The 16908-nt window shown below is 51.0% G+C and carries 19 protein-coding genes and 1 pseudogene; 12 read left to right on the forward strand and 8 right to left on the reverse strand.

Annotated features, from left to right (window positions below; genetic code table 11):
* Nucleotides 1-163 precede the first annotated feature (163 nt).
* On the forward strand, nt 164-616 hold the full coding sequence (locus POTG_RS08580) for a hypothetical protein (RefSeq protein ID WP_009224430.1): 453 nt from the start codon (nt 164-166) through the stop codon (nt 614-616).
* 63 nt (nt 617-679) lie between these two features.
* On the opposite strand, the gene POTG_RS08585 is transcribed toward POTG_RS08580, so the two are convergent.
* The 3 genes from POTG_RS08585 to POTG_RS08595 all read right to left on the reverse strand — a co-directional run bounded on the left by POTG_RS08585 (nt 680) and on the right by POTG_RS08595 (nt 3646).
* Nucleotides 680-1123: a hypothetical protein gene (locus POTG_RS08585; protein ID WP_009224431.1), complete on the reverse strand. Its 444-nt coding sequence runs from the start codon at nt 1121-1123 to the stop codon at nt 680-682.
* 312 nt (nt 1124-1435) lie between these two features.
* On the reverse strand, nt 1436-3214 hold the full coding sequence (locus POTG_RS08590; protein WP_009224432.1) for a SulP family inorganic anion transporter: 1779 nt from the start codon (nt 3212-3214) through the stop codon (nt 1436-1438).
* A 102-nt stretch (nt 3215-3316) separates the two neighbouring features.
* Entirely contained in the window at nt 3317-3646 is a 330-nt protein-coding gene (locus POTG_RS08595) for an ArsR/SmtB family transcription factor (RefSeq protein ID WP_009224433.1), read from the reverse strand.
* A 358-nt stretch (nt 3647-4004) separates the two neighbouring features.
* On the opposite strand from POTG_RS08595, the gene POTG_RS08600 reads away from it, so the two are divergent.
* The 3 genes from POTG_RS08600 (at nt 4005) to POTG_RS08610 (ending at nt 6289) form a co-directional block, all read left to right on the forward strand.
* Nucleotides 4005-5066 carry an ABC transporter ATP-binding protein gene (locus POTG_RS08600; protein WP_028539953.1) on the forward strand — a complete coding sequence of 354 codons (1062 nt, stop codon included), beginning with the start codon at nt 4005-4007 and terminating at the stop codon, nt 5064-5066.
* Nucleotides 5067-5109: 43 nt separating this feature from the next.
* Nucleotides 5110-5445, forward strand: a complete 336-nt coding sequence (locus tag POTG_RS08605) for an antibiotic biosynthesis monooxygenase (RefSeq protein ID WP_009224435.1) — start codon at nt 5110-5112, stop codon at nt 5443-5445.
* Between the two features lie 88 nt (nt 5446-5533).
* On the forward strand, nt 5534-6289 hold the full coding sequence (locus POTG_RS08610) for an exodeoxyribonuclease III (RefSeq protein ID WP_009224436.1): 756 nt from the start codon (nt 5534-5536) through the stop codon (nt 6287-6289).
* 107 nt (nt 6290-6396) lie between these two features.
* On the opposite strand, the gene POTG_RS08615 is transcribed toward POTG_RS08610, so the two are convergent.
* On the reverse strand, nt 6397-7149 hold the full coding sequence (locus tag POTG_RS08615) for a stalk domain-containing protein (RefSeq protein ID WP_009224437.1): 753 nt from the start codon (nt 7147-7149) through the stop codon (nt 6397-6399).
* A gap of 225 nt (nt 7150-7374) precedes the next feature.
* On the opposite strand from POTG_RS08615, the gene POTG_RS08620 reads away from it, so the two are divergent.
* The 8 genes and pseudogenes from POTG_RS08620 to dgt form a co-directional block, all read left to right on the forward strand.
* A complete protein-coding gene (locus tag POTG_RS08620; protein ID WP_009224438.1) occupies nt 7375-8106 on the forward strand; it encodes an ABC transporter ATP-binding protein in 732 nt (243 codons plus the stop codon).
* The gene (locus tag POTG_RS08625; protein ID WP_009224439.1) at nt 8103-9155 is read left to right on the forward strand and encodes an ABC transporter permease; all 1053 of its coding nucleotides are present in this window, start codon (nt 8103-8105) and stop codon (nt 9153-9155) included. Before POTG_RS08620 ends, POTG_RS08625 begins: the two co-directional genes overlap by 4 nt.
* Before the next feature lie 50 nt (nt 9156-9205).
* Nucleotides 9206-9874 carry a TetR/AcrR family transcriptional regulator gene (locus POTG_RS08630; RefSeq protein ID WP_009224440.1) on the forward strand — a complete coding sequence of 223 codons (669 nt, stop codon included), beginning with the start codon at nt 9206-9208 and terminating at the stop codon, nt 9872-9874.
* A gap of 215 nt (nt 9875-10089) precedes the next feature.
* On the forward strand, nt 10090-10335 hold the full coding sequence (locus POTG_RS08635; protein WP_009224441.1) for a hypothetical protein: 246 nt from the start codon (nt 10090-10092) through the stop codon (nt 10333-10335).
* 47 nt (nt 10336-10382) lie between these two features.
* Nucleotides 10383-11210, forward strand: coding sequence for a molybdopterin-dependent oxidoreductase (locus POTG_RS08640; protein ID WP_083791445.1), 828 nt, complete (start codon nt 10383-10385; stop codon nt 11208-11210).
* Between the two features lie 346 nt (nt 11211-11556).
* Nucleotides 11557-12015, forward strand: coding sequence for a flavodoxin (locus POTG_RS08650; protein WP_009224443.1), 459 nt, complete (start codon nt 11557-11559; stop codon nt 12013-12015).
* A complete protein-coding gene (locus tag POTG_RS08655) occupies nt 12012-12776 on the forward strand; it encodes a hypothetical protein (protein ID WP_009224444.1) in 765 nt (254 codons plus the stop codon). Before POTG_RS08650 ends, POTG_RS08655 begins: the two co-directional genes overlap by 4 nt.
* 146 nt (nt 12777-12922) lie before the next feature.
* Nucleotides 12923-13450, forward strand: a pseudogene (dgt, locus tag POTG_RS08660) (dGTP triphosphohydrolase); the annotation flags it as partial.
* A gap of 117 nt (nt 13451-13567) precedes the next feature.
* On the opposite strand, the gene POTG_RS25140 reads toward dgt, so the two are convergent.
* Genes POTG_RS25140 through POTG_RS08675 form a run of 4 tightly spaced genes read right to left on the reverse strand, consistent with a single transcriptional unit; the run spans nt 13568 to nt 16791 of the window.
* On the reverse strand, nt 13568-13702 hold the full coding sequence (locus tag POTG_RS25140) for a CD1375 family protein (RefSeq protein WP_269724331.1): 135 nt from the start codon (nt 13700-13702) through the stop codon (nt 13568-13570).
* Nucleotides 13699-13884 (reverse strand): hypothetical protein, encoded by a 186-nt coding sequence (locus tag POTG_RS08665; RefSeq protein WP_036644851.1) that lies wholly within the window; start codon nt 13882-13884, stop codon nt 13699-13701. The genes POTG_RS25140 and POTG_RS08665 overlap by 4 nt, the downstream gene beginning before the upstream one ends.
* Nucleotides 13881-15749: an Ig-like domain-containing protein gene (locus POTG_RS08670; protein WP_009224446.1), complete on the reverse strand. Its 1869-nt coding sequence runs from the start codon at nt 15747-15749 to the stop codon at nt 13881-13883. Before POTG_RS08670 ends, POTG_RS08665 begins: the two co-directional genes overlap by 4 nt.
* A complete protein-coding gene (locus POTG_RS08675) occupies nt 15721-16791 on the reverse strand; it encodes a reverse transcriptase/maturase family protein (protein WP_009224447.1) in 1071 nt (356 codons plus the stop codon). Before POTG_RS08675 ends, POTG_RS08670 begins: the two co-directional genes overlap by 29 nt.
* Nucleotides 16792-16908 lie beyond the last annotated feature (117 nt).

Below are 16908 nucleotides of genomic sequence, written 5' to 3' on the forward strand. Positions count from 1 at the left end.
AGGATAAATTTTAATTTTCAAAGTAGTAGTAAAAAATCTGAAACTGGCTCCTGCTGTAAAACAGAAGGAGCCAGTTCATAGAGTATCTTAAAGTTTGAAGAATGATTGGAGTTTTAATGTACTAAAATGAAAAGTTTATATGGAGAAGATGAGGTGATGTTCTATGAAACGTTATAAATACATTGCAATTGGAATAATTTTAATTTTATTAGTTGCCGGTACATTGATTTTTTTAAACCATTCAAAAAATACTACATTTAACGAGATTGTGATGAAAGATATAAATACTGATGAAATAAGCTCATTACAAGTCATTAGTCGATTATATAACTCTGCAGATGAAGATGAACGATCTATAACTGACAAAAATGAAATCAATAAAATTGTAGATTATTTTTCACAGCTTGAGCTAAAGAGAACGAATTTATCAAATATTAGTTACACAGAGTCCTACTGGATAACTATAAAAGTCAACAGGGAGCTAGCGTTTGGTTTAATCCTTTATGATAACCATTACATCAATATTTTTGAGTATAACAGGGGCAGATCTTCATATTACAAAATAACAAGCAAGGTTGATCCACCGGTCGTTATTCAGGAATTATTTAAAAAGTAAGTTTTCCGGAGTATAAAAAAAGCAACCCTTCTACTAAAAAAAGGTTGCTTTTTTTGATAAATATTACAGAATTTGCCATCCCCCACTTTTTGAATGAACTCGAGTTACTACGCCGTTACCTGTGATGAAACGAACGCCAGCCGTTTCGTACTCAATAAAAGGAAAGTTAACTTCCAGTAAATCAAAGTTTGGATTATCAACCAAAAAGTCTTCGAGGTATCCTAAATGCCAATATCCATCGTATACCATCTCTTTAAGAATCTCTTTTTCATTTGGAATAAGATCGGTTACAATGCCGAGAACGGCAGTTGCTAAGCCTACTGCTGTACTTTTAAGAAATACAAGTCCTAAGATAGTAGCTGATGCACTCAACGCATCTGCTAAAGTGCTAGAATCGGTAGGACTAACAATACCCTTGTCATAAATTTCCCTTTGCGCTCTTTCAGTTTTTCTTACACCGTCCAAACTTAAAATAACTTTAGCTGCATACTCCTTTGTAAATGCCATAGACTAAACATCTCCTCTTCTGATTTGTCGAGAGCTAGGTACCTATTGCTTCTCAACTATAAGGGACTTTCATAGCTTCTTAAAAATATCCCTCACATCTCTTAAATTATGAAACTGTGAAAGAAATGATTGGACTATTTCATTGGGCAATAATATTGATTTTGAGAACTAGATATAGAATAGTAATTAAACCGAATGTCATAGGGGAAATAGTTATGGAGGATCCCTTCAAAACAGCATAAAAAACCTCCCAAATAGAATGTACTACATCCTATTTGGGAGGTTTTAGCCGGATTTACAGCCCCAGCAGAGCTACACCGTAACCTTGCTTTCCCGAGCCAGCGACCCGGCGAGTTCGGTACGCTTGTGCCGCTCGGGCTCCGCCGCCCCGCACAGGGCGGCGCATTCGCGGAAAGCGAAATGCTTGCAGCCGCGGCACTTGTCGTTGTTGATTTGGCTTAAGGCGTAGGTGAGGGCTTCCCCGGTGCTTTCAAAAAAATGCTCTTCGCCAATCATGGCATAGCAACCGGCTTTGTCCATCAGCTTGCGCGGCTGCGCACGAAGGCCGGATACGAGGACGGTGATGCCGGCTTGTTGCAGCCGCTTGATCAGGGCGGCAAAATTCGCTTCGCCGGTCGTATCCATAAACGGTACCTTGCCCATTCGGATCAACACCACTCGCAGCAGTCCGCCTTCAATTTGCGAGACAAACCGATCAAACGCTTGCGAAGCGCCAAAGAACAACGGTCCGTCGATGGTGAAAATGGAAACTTGCGGGCAATCATGATCCTTGGACACGATATGCGCCCGTACCTTCTCCTTGCCGGAGGCCCAATCGGGCAGCACCTTGTCAACGGTGAGCAGGTCACTCATCCGTTTGACGAACAGCAGAACAGCCAGCACCAATCCCACCTCGACAGCTATGGTCAACGTCGTAAATACGGTCAGCAGGAACGTAACGATCAGTACGAGCGTATCGCTGGTCCGTGTCTTCAGCATGTGGACAAACGCTTTGCGCTCGCTCATGTTCCAGGCGACGACCATCAGGATCGGGGCCATGCTGGCCAGCGGGATGTTGGATGCATATGGCGCAAACAACGCGACGATCAGCAGCACAACGACGCCATGAATGATGCCGGAAAAAGGAGACACTGCTCCGTTCTTGATATTCGTCGCCGTGCGGGCGATCGCCCCGGTCGCTGGAATGCCGCCGAACAGCGGAGCGGCCATGTTGGCGAGACCTTGCCCGATCAGCTCGCGGTTGCTGTCGTGACGGGTGCCGGTCATGCTGTCCGCTACAACGGCAGAGAGCAGCGATTCGATGCCGCCAAGCAAGGCGATAATCAGCGCTGGCTGGAGCATCGGTACGATGTTGTCCCAGGACAAGGCCAGCGGGTGGAAATCCGGCAAGCCGCGGGGAATCGCCCCGTAAGCGGAGCCGATGGTCGTCACCCGGTCGGGGAACAGCCACGTCGCAGCTAACGTAGACACGAGGATGCCAACCAGCGATCCGGGGATTTTCGGGAGAAACTTGGGCGTCAGCAGCAGGGCTGCCAGGCAGATACCTGCAGTCAGGAAGCTGTAGAAGTTAAACGTATGAAGCTGCAGGAAGATTTCCTTAATATTTTCATGAAAATATTCATGCCGCTTCATCCCGGTCAAACCAAGGAAATTCCCGATTTGCCCACTGAAGATCGTCACCGCAATGCCGGCGGTAAACCCAATCGTGACCGGCCTCGGGATGAATTTGATCAGCGTTCCGAGCCGCAGCAGGCCCATCAACACCAGCATGATCCCGGCCAGAAAGCCGGCGATCAGGAGATTCTCATAGCCGTATTGCAGCACAATTGCGAGCAGAATCGGAATAAACGCCCCGGTAGGGCCGCCGATTTGGAATCGGGATCCGCCTAACAGCGAAATCAAGATCCCGGCGACGATCGTTGTATACAGCCCATACTCCGGCTCGACGCCGGACGCGATTGCAAAAGCCATCCCAAGCGGGAGGGCCACGATGCCAACAATACACCCCGATATCAAATCTTTGCGCAGCGTTGTCGCATTAACATTGGTGAACCTTCCACTCCACTTCATCCGTTAAACCCTTCTTTTCTTAAAAATCTGCATTTCATAGAGCAAGTACTTTCCCACAAACAAAAAAGACCCCCGCAGCCCGACGGGGAAACTTGAGGATCCTTATTTTTGTTTTCGGATCCCGCGCAGTAAGGAAATGGATTCGACCAAGTGATTGTCGAAAATTTGCCGGGCTACCGCGAGCAAATCTTTCAGCAGTGGATCTCGAAGCGAGTAAACAACCGTCGTGCCTTCCTTGACGGTATTGACCAGATTTTTGGCCCGAAGAACGGCTAATTGTTGAGATACGGCTGACCCTTCCGATCCAAGGATCGATTGCAGCTCGTTGACATTCCGTTCGCCTTCGCTCAGCACCTCCAGAATACGAATTCGCATCGGATGGGCGAGAGCTTTGAAGAATTCCGCTTTAAATTGTTGCAAGTTCGCGTCCATCGATTAAACTCCTTAAAATCATAAATTTCATATCTCTGAATCTTTGCATATTTGATATCTTATCATAGCCTCGGCAGAGTGTATAGAGAAATAGTCTGACTTAAAATTGAAAATTTCGCGAGAGCTCAGGGGGATAGGAGGGCACAGGGACTGGGTTTTTCCATTTGAGCTTTGACAGACAAATATGCTATACTTAATAATGATAATCATTATCATTAAATGGCGAGGAGAACTTCAACGGGTTAAACCTAGTTATCTTAGTTAATCTAGTTCATCCGTTTCATTAGGTTCTGCCCTCCGTCATCTTACTATAGAGAGACTCCGATTAGGGGAGTGGAGAGTGAGGAATCGGGATAACATGGAACACTTATTGGAAGTGAAGGATTTGGCCATCTCGTTTCATACCCGGGAGGGGGAAGTGCAGGCCATTCGCGGCGTGAACTTCTACGTCGACAAAGGGGAAACGCTGGCCATCGTAGGCGAATCGGGCTCGGGCAAAAGCGTCACGTCTCAGGCCATCATGCAACTGATTCCCCGGCCGCAGGGCGTATATAAACGCGGGGAGATTTGGTTTGACGGGCAAGAGCTGACCAGCAAAACGGAGAAACAGATGCAACGGATTCGCGGCAAGGAGATCGGGATGATCTTTCAGGATCCGATGACCTCGCTCAACCCAACCATGAAGGTAGGGAAGCAGATCACCGAGGTGCTTCATACCCATGAGCATATGTCCAAAGAAGCCGCGTACCAGCGGGCCGTGGAGCTGCTGGGTCTGGTTGGGATCAAGTCGCCCGAGCGGCGCTTTCACCAATACCCGCACGAGTTCAGCGGCGGGATGCGGCAGCGGGTCATGATCGCTATCGCGCTGGCGGCCAACCCGAAGCTGCTGATCGCCGATGAGCCAACCACGGCGCTGGACGTTACGATTCAGGCGCAGATTCTGGAGCTCATGAAAGAGCTGCAGCGGAAGATCGGCACGGCCATTATTTTTATTACACACGACCTTGGCGTCGTAGCTAAAATGGCCGACCGCGTCGCGGTGATGTACGCCGGGCAGATCGTGGAGACGGGGACGGCGGAGGAAATTTTCTATGACCCGCGCCATCCGTATACGTGGGGACTGCTGGCCTCGATGCCAAGTCTCGATGGACATGGCGGCGGGAAGCTGGCGGCGATCCCCGGCACGCCGCCGGACTTGATCCGTCCACCGCAAGGGGACGCGTTTGCACTGCGGAGCTCGTACGCGATGAAGATCGACTTCGAGCAGGAGCCGCCGCTGTATCGGGTATCCGATACCCATGCGGTGAAGTCGTGGCTGCTGCATCCGCAGGCGCCGCAGGTTATGCCGCCTGAAGCGGTGAGCCGGAAGCGCCGCTGGTTGCCAGGAACCTATGAGGTACCTGTGCTTGCGGAAGCGTAAGCGAGAAGAGAAGTGATATTTTTTTCCATAGGGAGGAACCGGAATGTTTGTTATGACAAGGACCATGGTCATTGAGAAGGGCAACAGCGACAAGGTGATTGCTAGATTTAGCCAAGAGGGCGCCATCGACCAGATGGAGGGCTTGGTGGACATCAGCGTGATGGTGAATCGAAAGAGCCAAGAGCAGGAGGAAGTGGTGGTCGTGATCCGATGGGAGTCGCAGGAAGCATGGAAGAACTGGGAAAAAAGCGACGCACACATCCAAGGCCATAAAAATAACCGCGGAAAGCAGCCGCCTTCTTACATCCTCAGCACGACGGTGAACCTGTACGATGCCCAGGTCGTGAAGAAGGGCAAAGCCTTTTTGAACGGCGTATGACGTGTTAAACTGGAACCATGATTCATAGACGAGATTGCTAGATTGGGTTTTTCGCAATTCTCGATTACATCAAGGCAAGGAGATTATCATGAAGCTGGTTTCATGGAACGTCAACGGACTGCGCGCCTGCGTGGGCAAGGGATTTTTGGACTATTTCAAAGAGGCGGATGCGGACATCTTCTGCCTTCAAGAGACGAAGCTGCAGGAAGGGCAGATCGAGCTGGACCTTGGCAGCGAATACGAGCAGTATTGGAACTATGCGGAGAAAAAAGGCTACTCCGGCACCGCTGTCTTCACGCGCATCAAACCTTTGTCCGTGCGTTATGGCATGGAGGAGGATTATGAGCCGGAGGGGCGGATTATCACGCTGGAATTCGAGCAATTTTATCTTGTTACCGTGTATACGCCGAATGCGAAACGCGACCTCTCCCGTTTGGATTACCGGATGGAGTGGGAGGACCGGTTCCGCACTTACCTTACGGGCCTGGATGCGGTCAAACCGGTCATCGTTTGCGGCGACCTGAACGTCGCCCACAATCCCATAGATATCAAGAACGCCAAGTCCAATGAAGGCAACTCCGGTTATACGCTGGAAGAGCGCGGCAAAATGACCGAGCTGCTGGCCTCCGGGTTTATCGATACGTTCCGGCATTTCTACCCGGACCGCGAAGGCGTGTACAGCTGGTGGTCATATATGCCGAAAATTCGCGAGCGGAACATCGGCTGGCGGATCGACTACTTCCTCGCTTCCTCCCGGCTTGCGCCGAAGTTGCAGGATGCAGGCATCGACTGCCACATCTTGGGCAGTGATCATTGCCCAGTGTCGTTGACGGTAGAATGGTGATCGCTCACTAAAATAAAACAAAGAACGCCCTAATCTCGTACAAGCTGCGATAGAGGGGCGTTCTTTTGTTATGGAGAGACGTCACGCTCGGAACCGGAGACTGCCTTTTATTTCACTCCGTTCACTTCGGATGTGGTCCACTGAAATTGAGTGATTTTGGAATCCGTATATTTGGTTGAAGAAGAACCATCGTAATTTTGCCAGGCATTGGTCTTGAATTTGGCAAGTTCAGCTTGTTTAGCTGGCTCATTGGCGTTCTCGTAATAGTAATATCCACATAACTTTTTCCCGGGCATGACAGCAATTGCGGATTTTGCTATAGATTCCATATGAGCACGGAGTTCAGATCTAACATCTAGAATTATCTTTTCTCGCTGTGCAGATGGGTTATCGGCTACGTCTTTTAAATTTCCGTAGAATTTCGGATCATATTTAACTTTGATACAATAATCGTAAGGGTGCAGATCGGAGTTGTTCTCCTCAATTGAAAAATAAAGGATAGTTTCACCCAGAGAAGTCGTCAATTTTGAGAAATGATTTGATAAATATTCCTCTAATTCTTTGCCAGTTAAAGCTGTCGTTGATGGGGGGTTCATTGGGGTCTGTGAGGGATCATTCGTCTTTCGTTGATTCATGGTAATTGTGTTGGTCGCAGAGTTATAGTACAGATCGACGTCCTCAAGGTGTTCCGATATCACCCTAAGCGGAACGTATGTTGTTCCATTGATCACTTTAAGATCTGCATGGATTACATTGCCGTTAATAATCAGTGTAGCGGCGGGTGCAGAAGCATATGCAGGAATAGACACAAGCATAAGAACCGTTGTGAGAATCGCTGAAATTAGAAATTTCTTTTTCATACTGCCTCCTAATTTTCACCGTGTTTTGTAACAACAGTTTATCAAGAAAAGGGGAGTACTTCCATATCATCCAGCGCTAAATCGCCGACAATCCATGACAGGAATCCAACAAAAGTGAGTGATTACTCACTTGACTATTTACTCGGCGAGGAGTATATTTGAACCATCAAGAAAATGTGAGTAAGTACTCACGTCAACAACCTGTCCCATAGAGGAGTGGTGCAGATGTCTAATCAAGAAGTTTGTATTCGAACTCAAGGAGTGACCCGCAAGTTCAACGATAAAGAGGTGCTGCACGGGATCAGCCTGGAGGTGCGGCGCAATGAGATTTTTGGACTGCTGGGGCCGTCGGGCTCTGGCAAGACAACGTTCGTGAAAATGATCGCCGGCATCGACGAAGCGACCAGCGGCGAGGTTGAGGTGCTGGGCATCCGAATGCCAAAGCTCAGCATGATGAACCGCATCGGCTATATGGCTCAATCTGACGCGATGTACAACGAGCTTACGGCAAAGGAGAACCTAGAGTTTTTTGGGGCGTTATTTGGGTTAAAAGGTGTGAAAATGAAGCGGCGAATCGAAGAAGTTATGGCGCTTGTCAATTTGACGGATCATTTGAAACGTCCGGTCAGCGCTTACTCCGGCGGGATGAAACGCCGATTGTCGCTGGCGATCGCGCTTATGCATGAGCCTGAGGTGCTCATTCTCGACGAGCCTACCGTCGGGATCGACCCGGTGCTGCGCAAGTCCATTTGGGACGAATTCGAACACCTGAGCCAAAAAGGCACGACGATTCTCGTCACCACCCACGTCATGGACGAAGCCGACAAATGTCATCGGCTAGGGATGGTAAGGGACGGTAATTTGATCGCCGTAGGTACGCCGGAGGCGCTGAAACAGGAGACTGGCAGCGCGACGATTGAGGAAGCCTTTTTGCATTACGGAGGTGTTCGTGCATGAGAATCCGGGCTGTGATTGTCCGTATCGTCCGTCAGTTTATCCATGACAAAAGAACGCTGGCGTTGCTGGTCGTCGCTCCGCTTCTGGTCTTATCCTTAATGTATCTTGTGTTTAATGGAGACACCTACCAACCGAAGATTGGTACCGTGCAGCTGCCTGCTGCGATTACGGAGAAATTAACCGCTGCTGATGCGGAAGTCACCACCTACGATACCGTTGAAGCGGCCGAGGCGGCCTTGGCTGATCAAGAGATCGATGCGTTTATTCGCTTAGATCAGGGGGCGGCGCAGGTGAAGCTGGAAGGCAGCGATCCATCCAAAAACCGGGCCGTCATGCTGCTCATGCAAAAAACGCTTCAGGGGCAAGCAACTCCAGCCGGAATAACGCAAAATCCGAATGGGAACGCCGCTGCGCCGGAGTTCGAATATTTGCACGGATCTGCAGACATGTCGAGCTTCGACAGCTTTAGTCCAGTGTTAATCGGATTGTTTGCTTTCTTCTTCGTATTCCTGATCGCGGGCGTGTCTTTCCTGCGCGAACGAACAAGCGGCACGCTGGAACGGTTGCTCGCCACGCCGCTGCGCCGATGGGAAATCGTCGTCGGTTATATGGCCGGGTTCGGGATCTTCACCAGTCTGCAGGCGGTGTTGATCGCCGGGTTTACGGTGTATGCGCTTGGCAGCTTGATGGTGGGCTCCTTTGGATACGTGCTGCTCATCATGCTGCTGCTGTCTCTCACGGCTCTGAGCTTCGGCACCTTGCTGTCGGCGTTCGCTAACACAGAGTTCCAGATGATTCAGTTCATTCCGATCGTCATCGTGCCGCAGGTGTTTTTCTCCGGATTGTTTGACCTGGAGAGCATTTCGCCTTGGCTGCGCTGGATTACTCATATTACACCGCTGAAATACGGGGCGGATGCGCTGCACGGCATCATGATCCGCGGCGAAGGCTGGAGCGGAATCGCGCTGGATGTGTATGTGCTGGCTGGCTTGTCCTTCGTCTTTATGCTCGCTAATGTCCTCGCGTTGCGCAAGCACCGCAAAATATAGTACGCTGAACAAAGAAGCCTACGATACGAAGGGAAAGGAGAGAGGCCTCTATGTCGGAGAAGAAAGAGCAGTGGCTGGAGGACTTGATCCGGTTGACGGAAGAAGATACGGAGAAGAAGACGGAGAAGCAGATCAAAATTTTGGAGGCGGCGACGGAGATTTTTGCCGAGAAAGGGTATGCCGCCACATCCACCAGTGAAATCGCGCAAAAGGCCGGGGTAGCTGAGGGAACGATTTTCCGCCACTATAAGACGAAGAAAGATCTGCTGCTGTCTATCGCCGGACCAATTGTGATCAAGCTGGTTGCGCCGTTTCTGCTGCGGGATTTTGCCAAAATGATCGAGATGCCCTATGAGCGGGCGGAGGACTTTTTTCGCGCGCTGGCGAAGGATCGTTTCAAGTTTGTTCGGGAGAATATGCGGATTATCAAAATACTGATCCAGGAGGTCCCGTTTCAGCCGGAGCTGCTGGAGCAGGTGAAGAGTTTGGCCTCCGAGATCGTCTTTCAGCGGATCAAGCGAGTTGTTCTGCATTTTCAGGAAAAGGGGCAGCTTGTTGAAGCGCCGCCATGGCGGATCGTCAGAACCGGTGCCAGCGTCATGATTGGGATGATTCTGGTTCATGTACTCCTCGTGCCGGATTTTCCGATCGATGAAGACGAAGAAATTGAACACACGGTGGACCTGTTGATGTATGGGATTGCGGGTCGTCCCCGTTAAATCGAATTGAACCCGTTTCAGGCTTAACCTGGGACGGGTTTTCTGATTTTGTGGCGGTTTTGTAGGACTTTCGTAAGACTTTTCTAACACATTCGCAAGCGGTTTGTTCTTAGATGGTTAGCATTTTTCGCTAAGATGATGGACGAACAAAGCTAAAAATAACGAAAGGAAGAAATATTATGAAAAAATCGGATTGATTCTTATGCTGGGGGGCCATGCTGACGTTAGCCGCTTGCGGTGCCAAAAACAATGACATGAACAAAGGGAACATGATGAATGACGGGGCCAACGCCTCCACCGAGATGAACAATTCTTCCGGCAGTAACGAAATGGGGCAAGAGATGATGGGCGAAGAGATGAAAGACGGCGAAATGGGTCAGGACATGATGGGCAATGAGATGAAGGACAACGAAATGATGGTCATCCCGATTTACTGGTGCTCGATCTTTCGGCGTTGTTGAATCGGAGACGATGGGCAGTACGTTTTGGTTCACGGTGCTTGAGGCGAATGATGGCAGGCGTTCTGAGAATATACAACAAAAATAAGGAGGAGGGGAGGTATGAAGGGAATGCTGGAGCGCCTGCGCAAAGGGTATGGCAAGAAACTTTACTGCTGGGTTGGTTTGGCTCGGGCGTGCTGCTGTGGCAGTTCAAGGCGGTGGGTCCGAGAGTGTCCAATACGGCACTGACCGTGCACGATTTATTAACCTGGATCGGTTTGCCGTACATCATTTACCACTCCTTAACCCGGACCAAATGGTTGAAGGAACCGGCCCGACGGTCGATTAAACCCGAGGCTCGCCCAGTTGGCGGCGGGGCGCAGGGACATTTTCGGGTATATACGGTCACGGACATTACGTCTTTCTCCAACGAGAATTGGTCGTTTACGATCGACGGTCTGGTGAACAACAAGTTCAAATGGAGCTGGGAGGACTTCCTCAAGCTGAAGCGGAAGGTGCAGGTGAGTGATTTTCACTGTGTGACGGGCTGGTCGGTGTACAATAATACTTGGGAAGGCATCCCGCTGCGGGAGCTGCTCCAAAAAGCCGGCGTAAAGCCAAACGCCAAAACGGTGAAGTTCTATTCGGGGGACGGCGTCTACACCGATACCCTCACCTTGGATCAGGCGAATATGGACGATTGTATGGTCGCGGTGATGCACGACGGCAAGCCGATACCGAGCGACTTGGGTGGTCCGGTAAGACTGATCGTGCCGAAAATGTACGCCTACAAGTCGGTGAAGTGGCTGAACCGCATCGAGCTCATCGAAGGCGAGCATGTCGGATATTGGGAGCAGCGCGGCTACTCCAACGATGCGTGGGTAGGAATGAGCTGATCGCTCGTATAGTAAAAGAAGAAGCCGGATACTCCATTTAAGGGGTTCCGGCTATTATTGATGGTGTCTATCCGCTCCCTTCTTTTTGAGGATTATCCCGTTGCATCAGATAGGTAGTGTAATCCAAAACCGACGATCCCCACCAGGTCCCTTTCCACTGCAAGGCTCCCCCAGTGAACTTCCACTTCCACTCGATACTTCCACTCAATCCCCAGTTCTGAACGAAAGGGATAATCGTGCAAAGAGGTGTGAAGAAGATACTAGCCGCCCTATTATTGACAATGATAATCATTATCAATTATACTTCGGTTATCAAGTCATGTACTTGGAAGGAGTTGGGGAGGGAATGAGCAATATCATCATCGTCTATGCCAGCTTGACCGGGAATACGGAGGAAATGGCTGAACTAATCGCTGAAGGGATTCGCGGAACCGGAGCGGCTGTGGATCTGAAGATGGTGGAGGATTGCAACGCCATACGCTTGTTGGAATATGATGCCTGCCTGTTGGGTGCTTATACATGGGGAGACGGGGAGCTTCCCGACGAATTTGCCGATTTCGTGGATGAAATGAAGGAGCTGAATTTGGCGGGATTCCGGGCTGCCGTATTTGGCAGCGGAGATACTTCCTACCGTCTGTATTGCGCCGCCGTAGATGAATTAGAGCAGCGGCTTCGGGAAAACGGGGCGGTCATCGTCCAACCGCCGCTCAAGGTGGAATACGGCCCAAGTCCGGAGGAGAAGGTATTGTGCCGGGAGTTCGGGGCCAATTTCGCACAACGCATAGGAGCGCTGAATCAGCCATGACCAAGCAGCTTGCGGATTATGAGCTCGAAAAATGGCTGCGTTCGCTGAAGTTGGACTCGAGCGGTCCGGCAGGGGCGTGCGGCCAAACGTACAGCCAATCGTACGGCCCAACAGGCGGCGGTTCTTGCATCTCCTGGCAGCAACGCGTGCAATACGCAGTGGGTCACGCCATCAACGATTATTTCACGCTTCTCCCGGCGGTCCGTTTGCATACGCCGATCCAGGTGCTGCTGAACCGGCGTTGGCCGCGGAATCAGCGTGATTTTCCGGATCCCTTGTTCTACTGGCAGGTGTACCACCGGATGGTGTCGGAATTAACTTTCATTACGGGGACGAGGATATACGAGTATCCCTTAGCTTTATATGAGAATTGGGGAACGCACGTCGCGGGGCTGGATCTGCATTTGTCTATTATCTTTCAAGCGGTATGGCAAGAGCGGGGGAACCCGGATCGGGTGACCGTGCAGAAGTTCCTCGTGGAGGAGAATGAGAGCATCACGCAAGCTTTTGTCCATCTGGTCAACGTGTTTTGGCACAGCGCATTTGGCCGTCCGCCCGGCGATATCGAAGTCTATGCGTTAATGGAGGGAAGGAGGCAGGTGATTCCAGGAGAATCGCTGGACCTGCAGGAATCACTGGATTATGTGTGGTTGTTGCAGGAGGCCTGGGAATGCGGGTGCTGTCATCGGGAGAGCGAGGAACCTGGCGCCGACATCAATCGGACCGGAGGCGGTGAACCCTGGAGGCTTGGCGTATCGTAAGAACAATAAAGCGGCTAGAGCAAAGCCCCGCGTTTGCGGGGTGATTTTTTTGTAGGGTAACAAATTTGGGGGGCGGCGCTTTATGTTCCGGCTGCGGACGGCTACAATAACAGAAAAGAGAGAACGCGACAAGGAGTGCAAGAGCCATGAATATCCACGAACTCAGGGAGCACCGCCAATACCCGGACAATATCGGACACGAAAATAACCGTGCCACCTTTGAACGCGACTATTCGCGGTTGATCCATTCCCCGACCTTCCGCCGGCTGCAGGGGAAATCGCAAGTATTTGGGGCCGGCACAGGCGATTATTATCGAACCCGGCTGACGCATTCGCTCGAGGTCGCCCAGATCGCCCGGGAAGCGGCGCGCAGCCTTCTGCGCACGTATCCGGAGCTGGCGGCCGACCGCGCCGAGCATCCAGGCTTGGTCATCGATCCGGAGGTGGTGGAATGCGCCGCTATTTGCCATGATTTTGGCCATCCGCCGTTTGGCCACAAGGGCGAAGAGGTGCTGGATCAAATATTGGAGAAGCTCATTGAGGAGAAGGTACGGACTGCCCTTAAAGGCAAACAGCCCACTCCGGAGGAAGAGCAGCAAACGAGGGCAGCATTCCGTCAGAAATATGAGCATTTTGAAGGCAACGCCCACAATTTCCGGCTGATGATGTTCCTGGTGTAGCCGCTCAAAATTTTTGGCAAAAGTTCTCAAGATTTTTGGCAAAAATCAGAGGGGATTCCCGAGGTAAAGAGGAGGGAGCGACCAACACCGATCACTCCCTCATGGCCACCATTATACGTTCGCTTCCTCTTGCTCTGCAAGGTACTCCGCGACGGGTATCCGATACGCTTCCGGCAGCGACTCGATGTCGCGCCTGCCGCCTTTCACCAGTATGGCATACGCCTTGACCATATACTCCTTGATCATTCCCCAGCACCCCCTTTCAGGGCCTCGATTTCGGCCCGCAACGCTTCGTTATCAGCCCTCAAGGCTTCCAACTCTTCGCCGATAGCGGCAATCACTTCGTACACATCCAGCAGCGGTTCGATCTGGGCTTGTTCCTTCTCCGCCCTGATCTGCTGTAAGGACTTCCCGTTGAACAGGATCATTCGTATGCACCCCCGAACCCACGAATCGAAACCGTTCCGGTGTATTCCGGATACTTCGAAATCTCGAACCGGATGTTCACGCCCCACTTATCCGCCGTCTTGGTGGTGTTGATGAAGTTGAATACGCGATTGATGAATACTTGCGCCGTGATATCTTCCCAAGTCGGGTTCTCATCAAATGCGTTGTTGCAGGCGTAGACAGCGACTTCGGCACCCTCAACTTCCCAAATGGGCGTTACCAGAATTTTGGTCGCGCGAGCGTCGGTTTCGAATGGATGCTGGAGCTCGAACCTGATCGTCGTTTCGTTTTTTTCGAAACCGAAAGTTCTGACCGATGTCGCTGCATTTGCGTCGGTCGCTTCCACCGTCAGGGCATGGTGGCCGTTCGCAAGCGTAAACCAAACATCCTGCGGGAGATCCACCGTGTATGTGTCTCCCAGCGTCGCGACGATGGAACGAATCAAGTTTCCGTCGATCTTTTCTTGGATGACGACAGTATCGCCCTCGGCGTCAGTCACCGAATAATCACGTGAGAACGGGCCGGTGACAAGTCCAAGGTTTTCATCTGCTCCGCTAATGAGCGGCGCTGTATTTGTGCGCCTGAAAGTGTACGTTCGATAAGCCGTCGCGCCAGCAGGGTCTTTCGCCTCGATCACAATCGTATTGGTCGAATTGAGCAGCAGAGCAAAAAGTTGTTGATCCGTGATTTCGAGGGTGATGTCCTGATTCTTCGGCGGGTTGTTCAGCGTCCGAAGTATATTTCCGTTGAGCTTTTCGGTCACCGTGAGCGAATCGCCATCAGCATCGTTTACTCGATATGTGATCTGGAATCCCCGATTTTTGTCACCGAGATTCTGATCTGTCCCGGTTATGGTCGGGGCCGCATTGACGCGGGTGAATGTGAACGTCCTTGTCGCCGATGCGCCTTTTCCGTCATTCACTTCGATGGTTATCGTGTGCGACCCGAGTGACACGGAGTTGATGTTAATGTTGATCGTATAGTCATATTGGCGCTGCGCAGGGCTGATCGTCCGGATCACGTTACCGTCGAGTTTCTCCGTCACCGTCAGCACATCGCCCGCGTCTGTGTCGTTGACTTGATACGTCACGCTGAAGTTCGCGTTCTTGTTCCCCAAGTTTCGATCCGAGTCAGAGATCAGGGGGGCAGTATTCAGAACTTCAAGGACGGGCCGCCAGCCGAGGTAGTCGAGGCGACCGGACGACGTGTTGTAATCCCAGTAGCGGGCCGAGTAGTAGCCGCGAATCGCACGGGAGGAGGAATTCCCTGTATACGTCTCCTGCACCCACGAATACATGCCGAACCAGTTCCATGTTTGGTTGTGCGTGCTGGACTGATCTGTCGTATTCAGAGTAGTATCCAAGTCCGTAGAAGTAGGAACCGGGAGCCCGGAGATCGCTTCTTCGCGAGTGATAAACCGATCCCATTCGTTGGCAGAAGGCGAGCCGCCAGCATAGTAATCGCCGTTTCTTCTATCGCTACCACCCGTCAAAAGCCTACATAGATACTGCTGGCCATCGATGGTGATCGTTTTACCGGTGACGAGACTCTGACCGTTCAGGTCGTCCCAGCTCACCCTTGCCAAGATGACGCGGTCGCTTATGAGTAGCGTTTTCGACCCGTCTTTGATTTTGTGCCACTTCAATCTTTGCGCGGCATTTCCCGGAGTGTTGCCGATTGTCCACTTCGTCATATCGGCCAAGGTGGTAAAATCAGGAATGTCCCCAACCCCGACTCCGGAAACCGGCTCCGAATCAATCCTCCACGGTTTTGTCGGCCTGTTCTGGACGACCCCATTCTTGTACAGACCGCCCAATTCAACGATTCCCAAGTATTCTGCCGCCAAACCTCATCTCTCCTTCCACTTTGATATATGGGTACTTACGAAATATCTTCTTGGCCAAGTTGTAGCTGTTCGAGTGCCTTGCGTGGCCCAGCCAAGAGTTGACCGCCTGTTGCACTTCTTTCATCCCGATCATCCCGGCTTTCAACTTTCGATCCATCGCTTTTATGCGGCGCTTCATCGCCCGCTTGGAATGATCCCGAACAAGGCGATGCGTCGTCCATATTTTGAAGCCGTATGCGTTGACGCCTTGCTCTAAGGGGAATACCTTCGTTTTCGAATTCGTCTCCAGATTCAGGCGTTCATTCAAGAATCGGGTCGCTTTCTTCAAGCATTCTTGCGCTTGCTCTTTTGTTGGGAGAATCATGATGATGTCGTCCATGTACCTCACGTACCACTTGACGCCGAGATACCGCACGCAATACTGATCCAGTTCGTTCAGGTAGATGTTCGCAAAATCCTGCGAGGTTACGTTCCCGAGCGGAATGCCGACTTCGCCTTCCGGACTGGAATCAATGATGTCGTCAAGCAATTTGAGCATGTCCGGGTCGGCGATTTTCTTGCGCAAAATGCGCTTTAGAATGTCGCGGTCGATGGAATAAAAGAACTTTTTGATGTCCATTTTCAGAATCCAGCCGGTTCCGTGCTTCCATTTGCACAGGCGCATATTGCGCTGAACCTGATCGACCGCCGCGTGCGTCCCTTTACCCTTCTGGCAGGCAAATGAGGTCTTGATAAAAACAGGTTTGTACACCTCGTACAGCACGTTATGGACGGCAAATTGAACGACCTTGTCTCTGATTCGCGGCGCGCTGATCATCCTCTCTTTAGGCTCATACACCTTGAAGCGGATGTATTCGCCTACCCGGTATCTTTTGTTCCGCAAGTCTTTCCAGATGCCAATCAATTGCTTCTCCCGGCACATGTCGAAAAGCACAGCTTCTTTCTTGAATTTTCTGGAACCCTTTAATACGTTCTTGTAGCTCGTTTTGATGTTTTGGTAGTCCGCCACCTTCGCGAACAGATCGTAATGTTTTTTCGTCACTTTGGCATCCCACCTTCGGGCTTGGCAAATATGACTTGTTCATGTGTTTACACCTTGCGGTGAAGGATTGGCTCTCCCTTGAAGTTTTCAAGGACTCGCCGGTGAAGCCGTAGCCGC

Source organism: Paenibacillus sp. oral taxon 786 str. D14, assembly GCF_000159955.1.
Lineage (GTDB): Bacteria > Bacillota > Bacilli > Paenibacillales > Paenibacillaceae > Fontibacillus > Fontibacillus phoenicis.

Bases quoted from the DNA above. Each gene is read 5' to 3' on its own strand.
- POTG_RS08580 (WP_009224430.1), top strand. From the start codon at position 164: ATGAAACGTTATAAATACATTGCAATTGGAATAATTTTAATTTTATTA.
- POTG_RS08585 (WP_009224431.1), bottom strand. From the start codon at position 1,123: ATGGCATTTACAAAGGAGTATGCAGCTAAAGTTATTTTAAGTTTGGAC.
- POTG_RS08590 (WP_009224432.1), bottom strand. From the start codon at position 3,214: ATGAAGTGGAGTGGAAGGTTCACCAATGTTAATGCGACAACGCTGCGC.
- POTG_RS08595 (WP_009224433.1), bottom strand. From the start codon at position 3,646: ATGGACGCGAACTTGCAACAATTTAAAGCGGAATTCTTCAAAGCTCTC.
- POTG_RS08600 (WP_028539953.1), top strand. From the start codon at position 4,005: ATGGAACACTTATTGGAAGTGAAGGATTTGGCCATCTCGTTTCATACC.
- POTG_RS08605 (WP_009224435.1), top strand. From the start codon at position 5,110: ATGTTTGTTATGACAAGGACCATGGTCATTGAGAAGGGCAACAGCGAC.
- POTG_RS08610 (WP_009224436.1), top strand. From the start codon at position 5,534: ATGAAGCTGGTTTCATGGAACGTCAACGGACTGCGCGCCTGCGTGGGC.
- POTG_RS08615 (WP_009224437.1), bottom strand. From the start codon at position 7,149: ATGAAAAAGAAATTTCTAATTTCAGCGATTCTCACAACGGTTCTTATG.
- POTG_RS08620 (WP_009224438.1), top strand. From the start codon at position 7,375: ATGTCTAATCAAGAAGTTTGTATTCGAACTCAAGGAGTGACCCGCAAG.
- POTG_RS08625 (WP_009224439.1), top strand. From the start codon at position 8,103: ATGAGAATCCGGGCTGTGATTGTCCGTATCGTCCGTCAGTTTATCCAT.
- POTG_RS08630 (WP_009224440.1), top strand. From the start codon at position 9,206: ATGTCGGAGAAGAAAGAGCAGTGGCTGGAGGACTTGATCCGGTTGACG.
- POTG_RS08635 (WP_009224441.1), top strand. From the start codon at position 10,090: ATGCTGACGTTAGCCGCTTGCGGTGCCAAAAACAATGACATGAACAAA.
- POTG_RS08640 (WP_083791445.1), top strand. From the start codon at position 10,383: ATGATGGCAGGCGTTCTGAGAATATACAACAAAAATAAGGAGGAGGGG.
- POTG_RS08650 (WP_009224443.1), top strand. From the start codon at position 11,557: ATGAGCAATATCATCATCGTCTATGCCAGCTTGACCGGGAATACGGAG.
- POTG_RS08655 (WP_009224444.1), top strand. From the start codon at position 12,012: ATGACCAAGCAGCTTGCGGATTATGAGCTCGAAAAATGGCTGCGTTCG.
- POTG_RS25140 (WP_269724331.1), bottom strand. From the start codon at position 13,702: ATGATCAAGGAGTATATGGTCAAGGCGTATGCCATACTGGTGAAAGGC.
- POTG_RS08665 (WP_036644851.1), bottom strand. From the start codon at position 13,884: ATGATCCTGTTCAACGGGAAGTCCTTACAGCAGATCAGGGCGGAGAAG.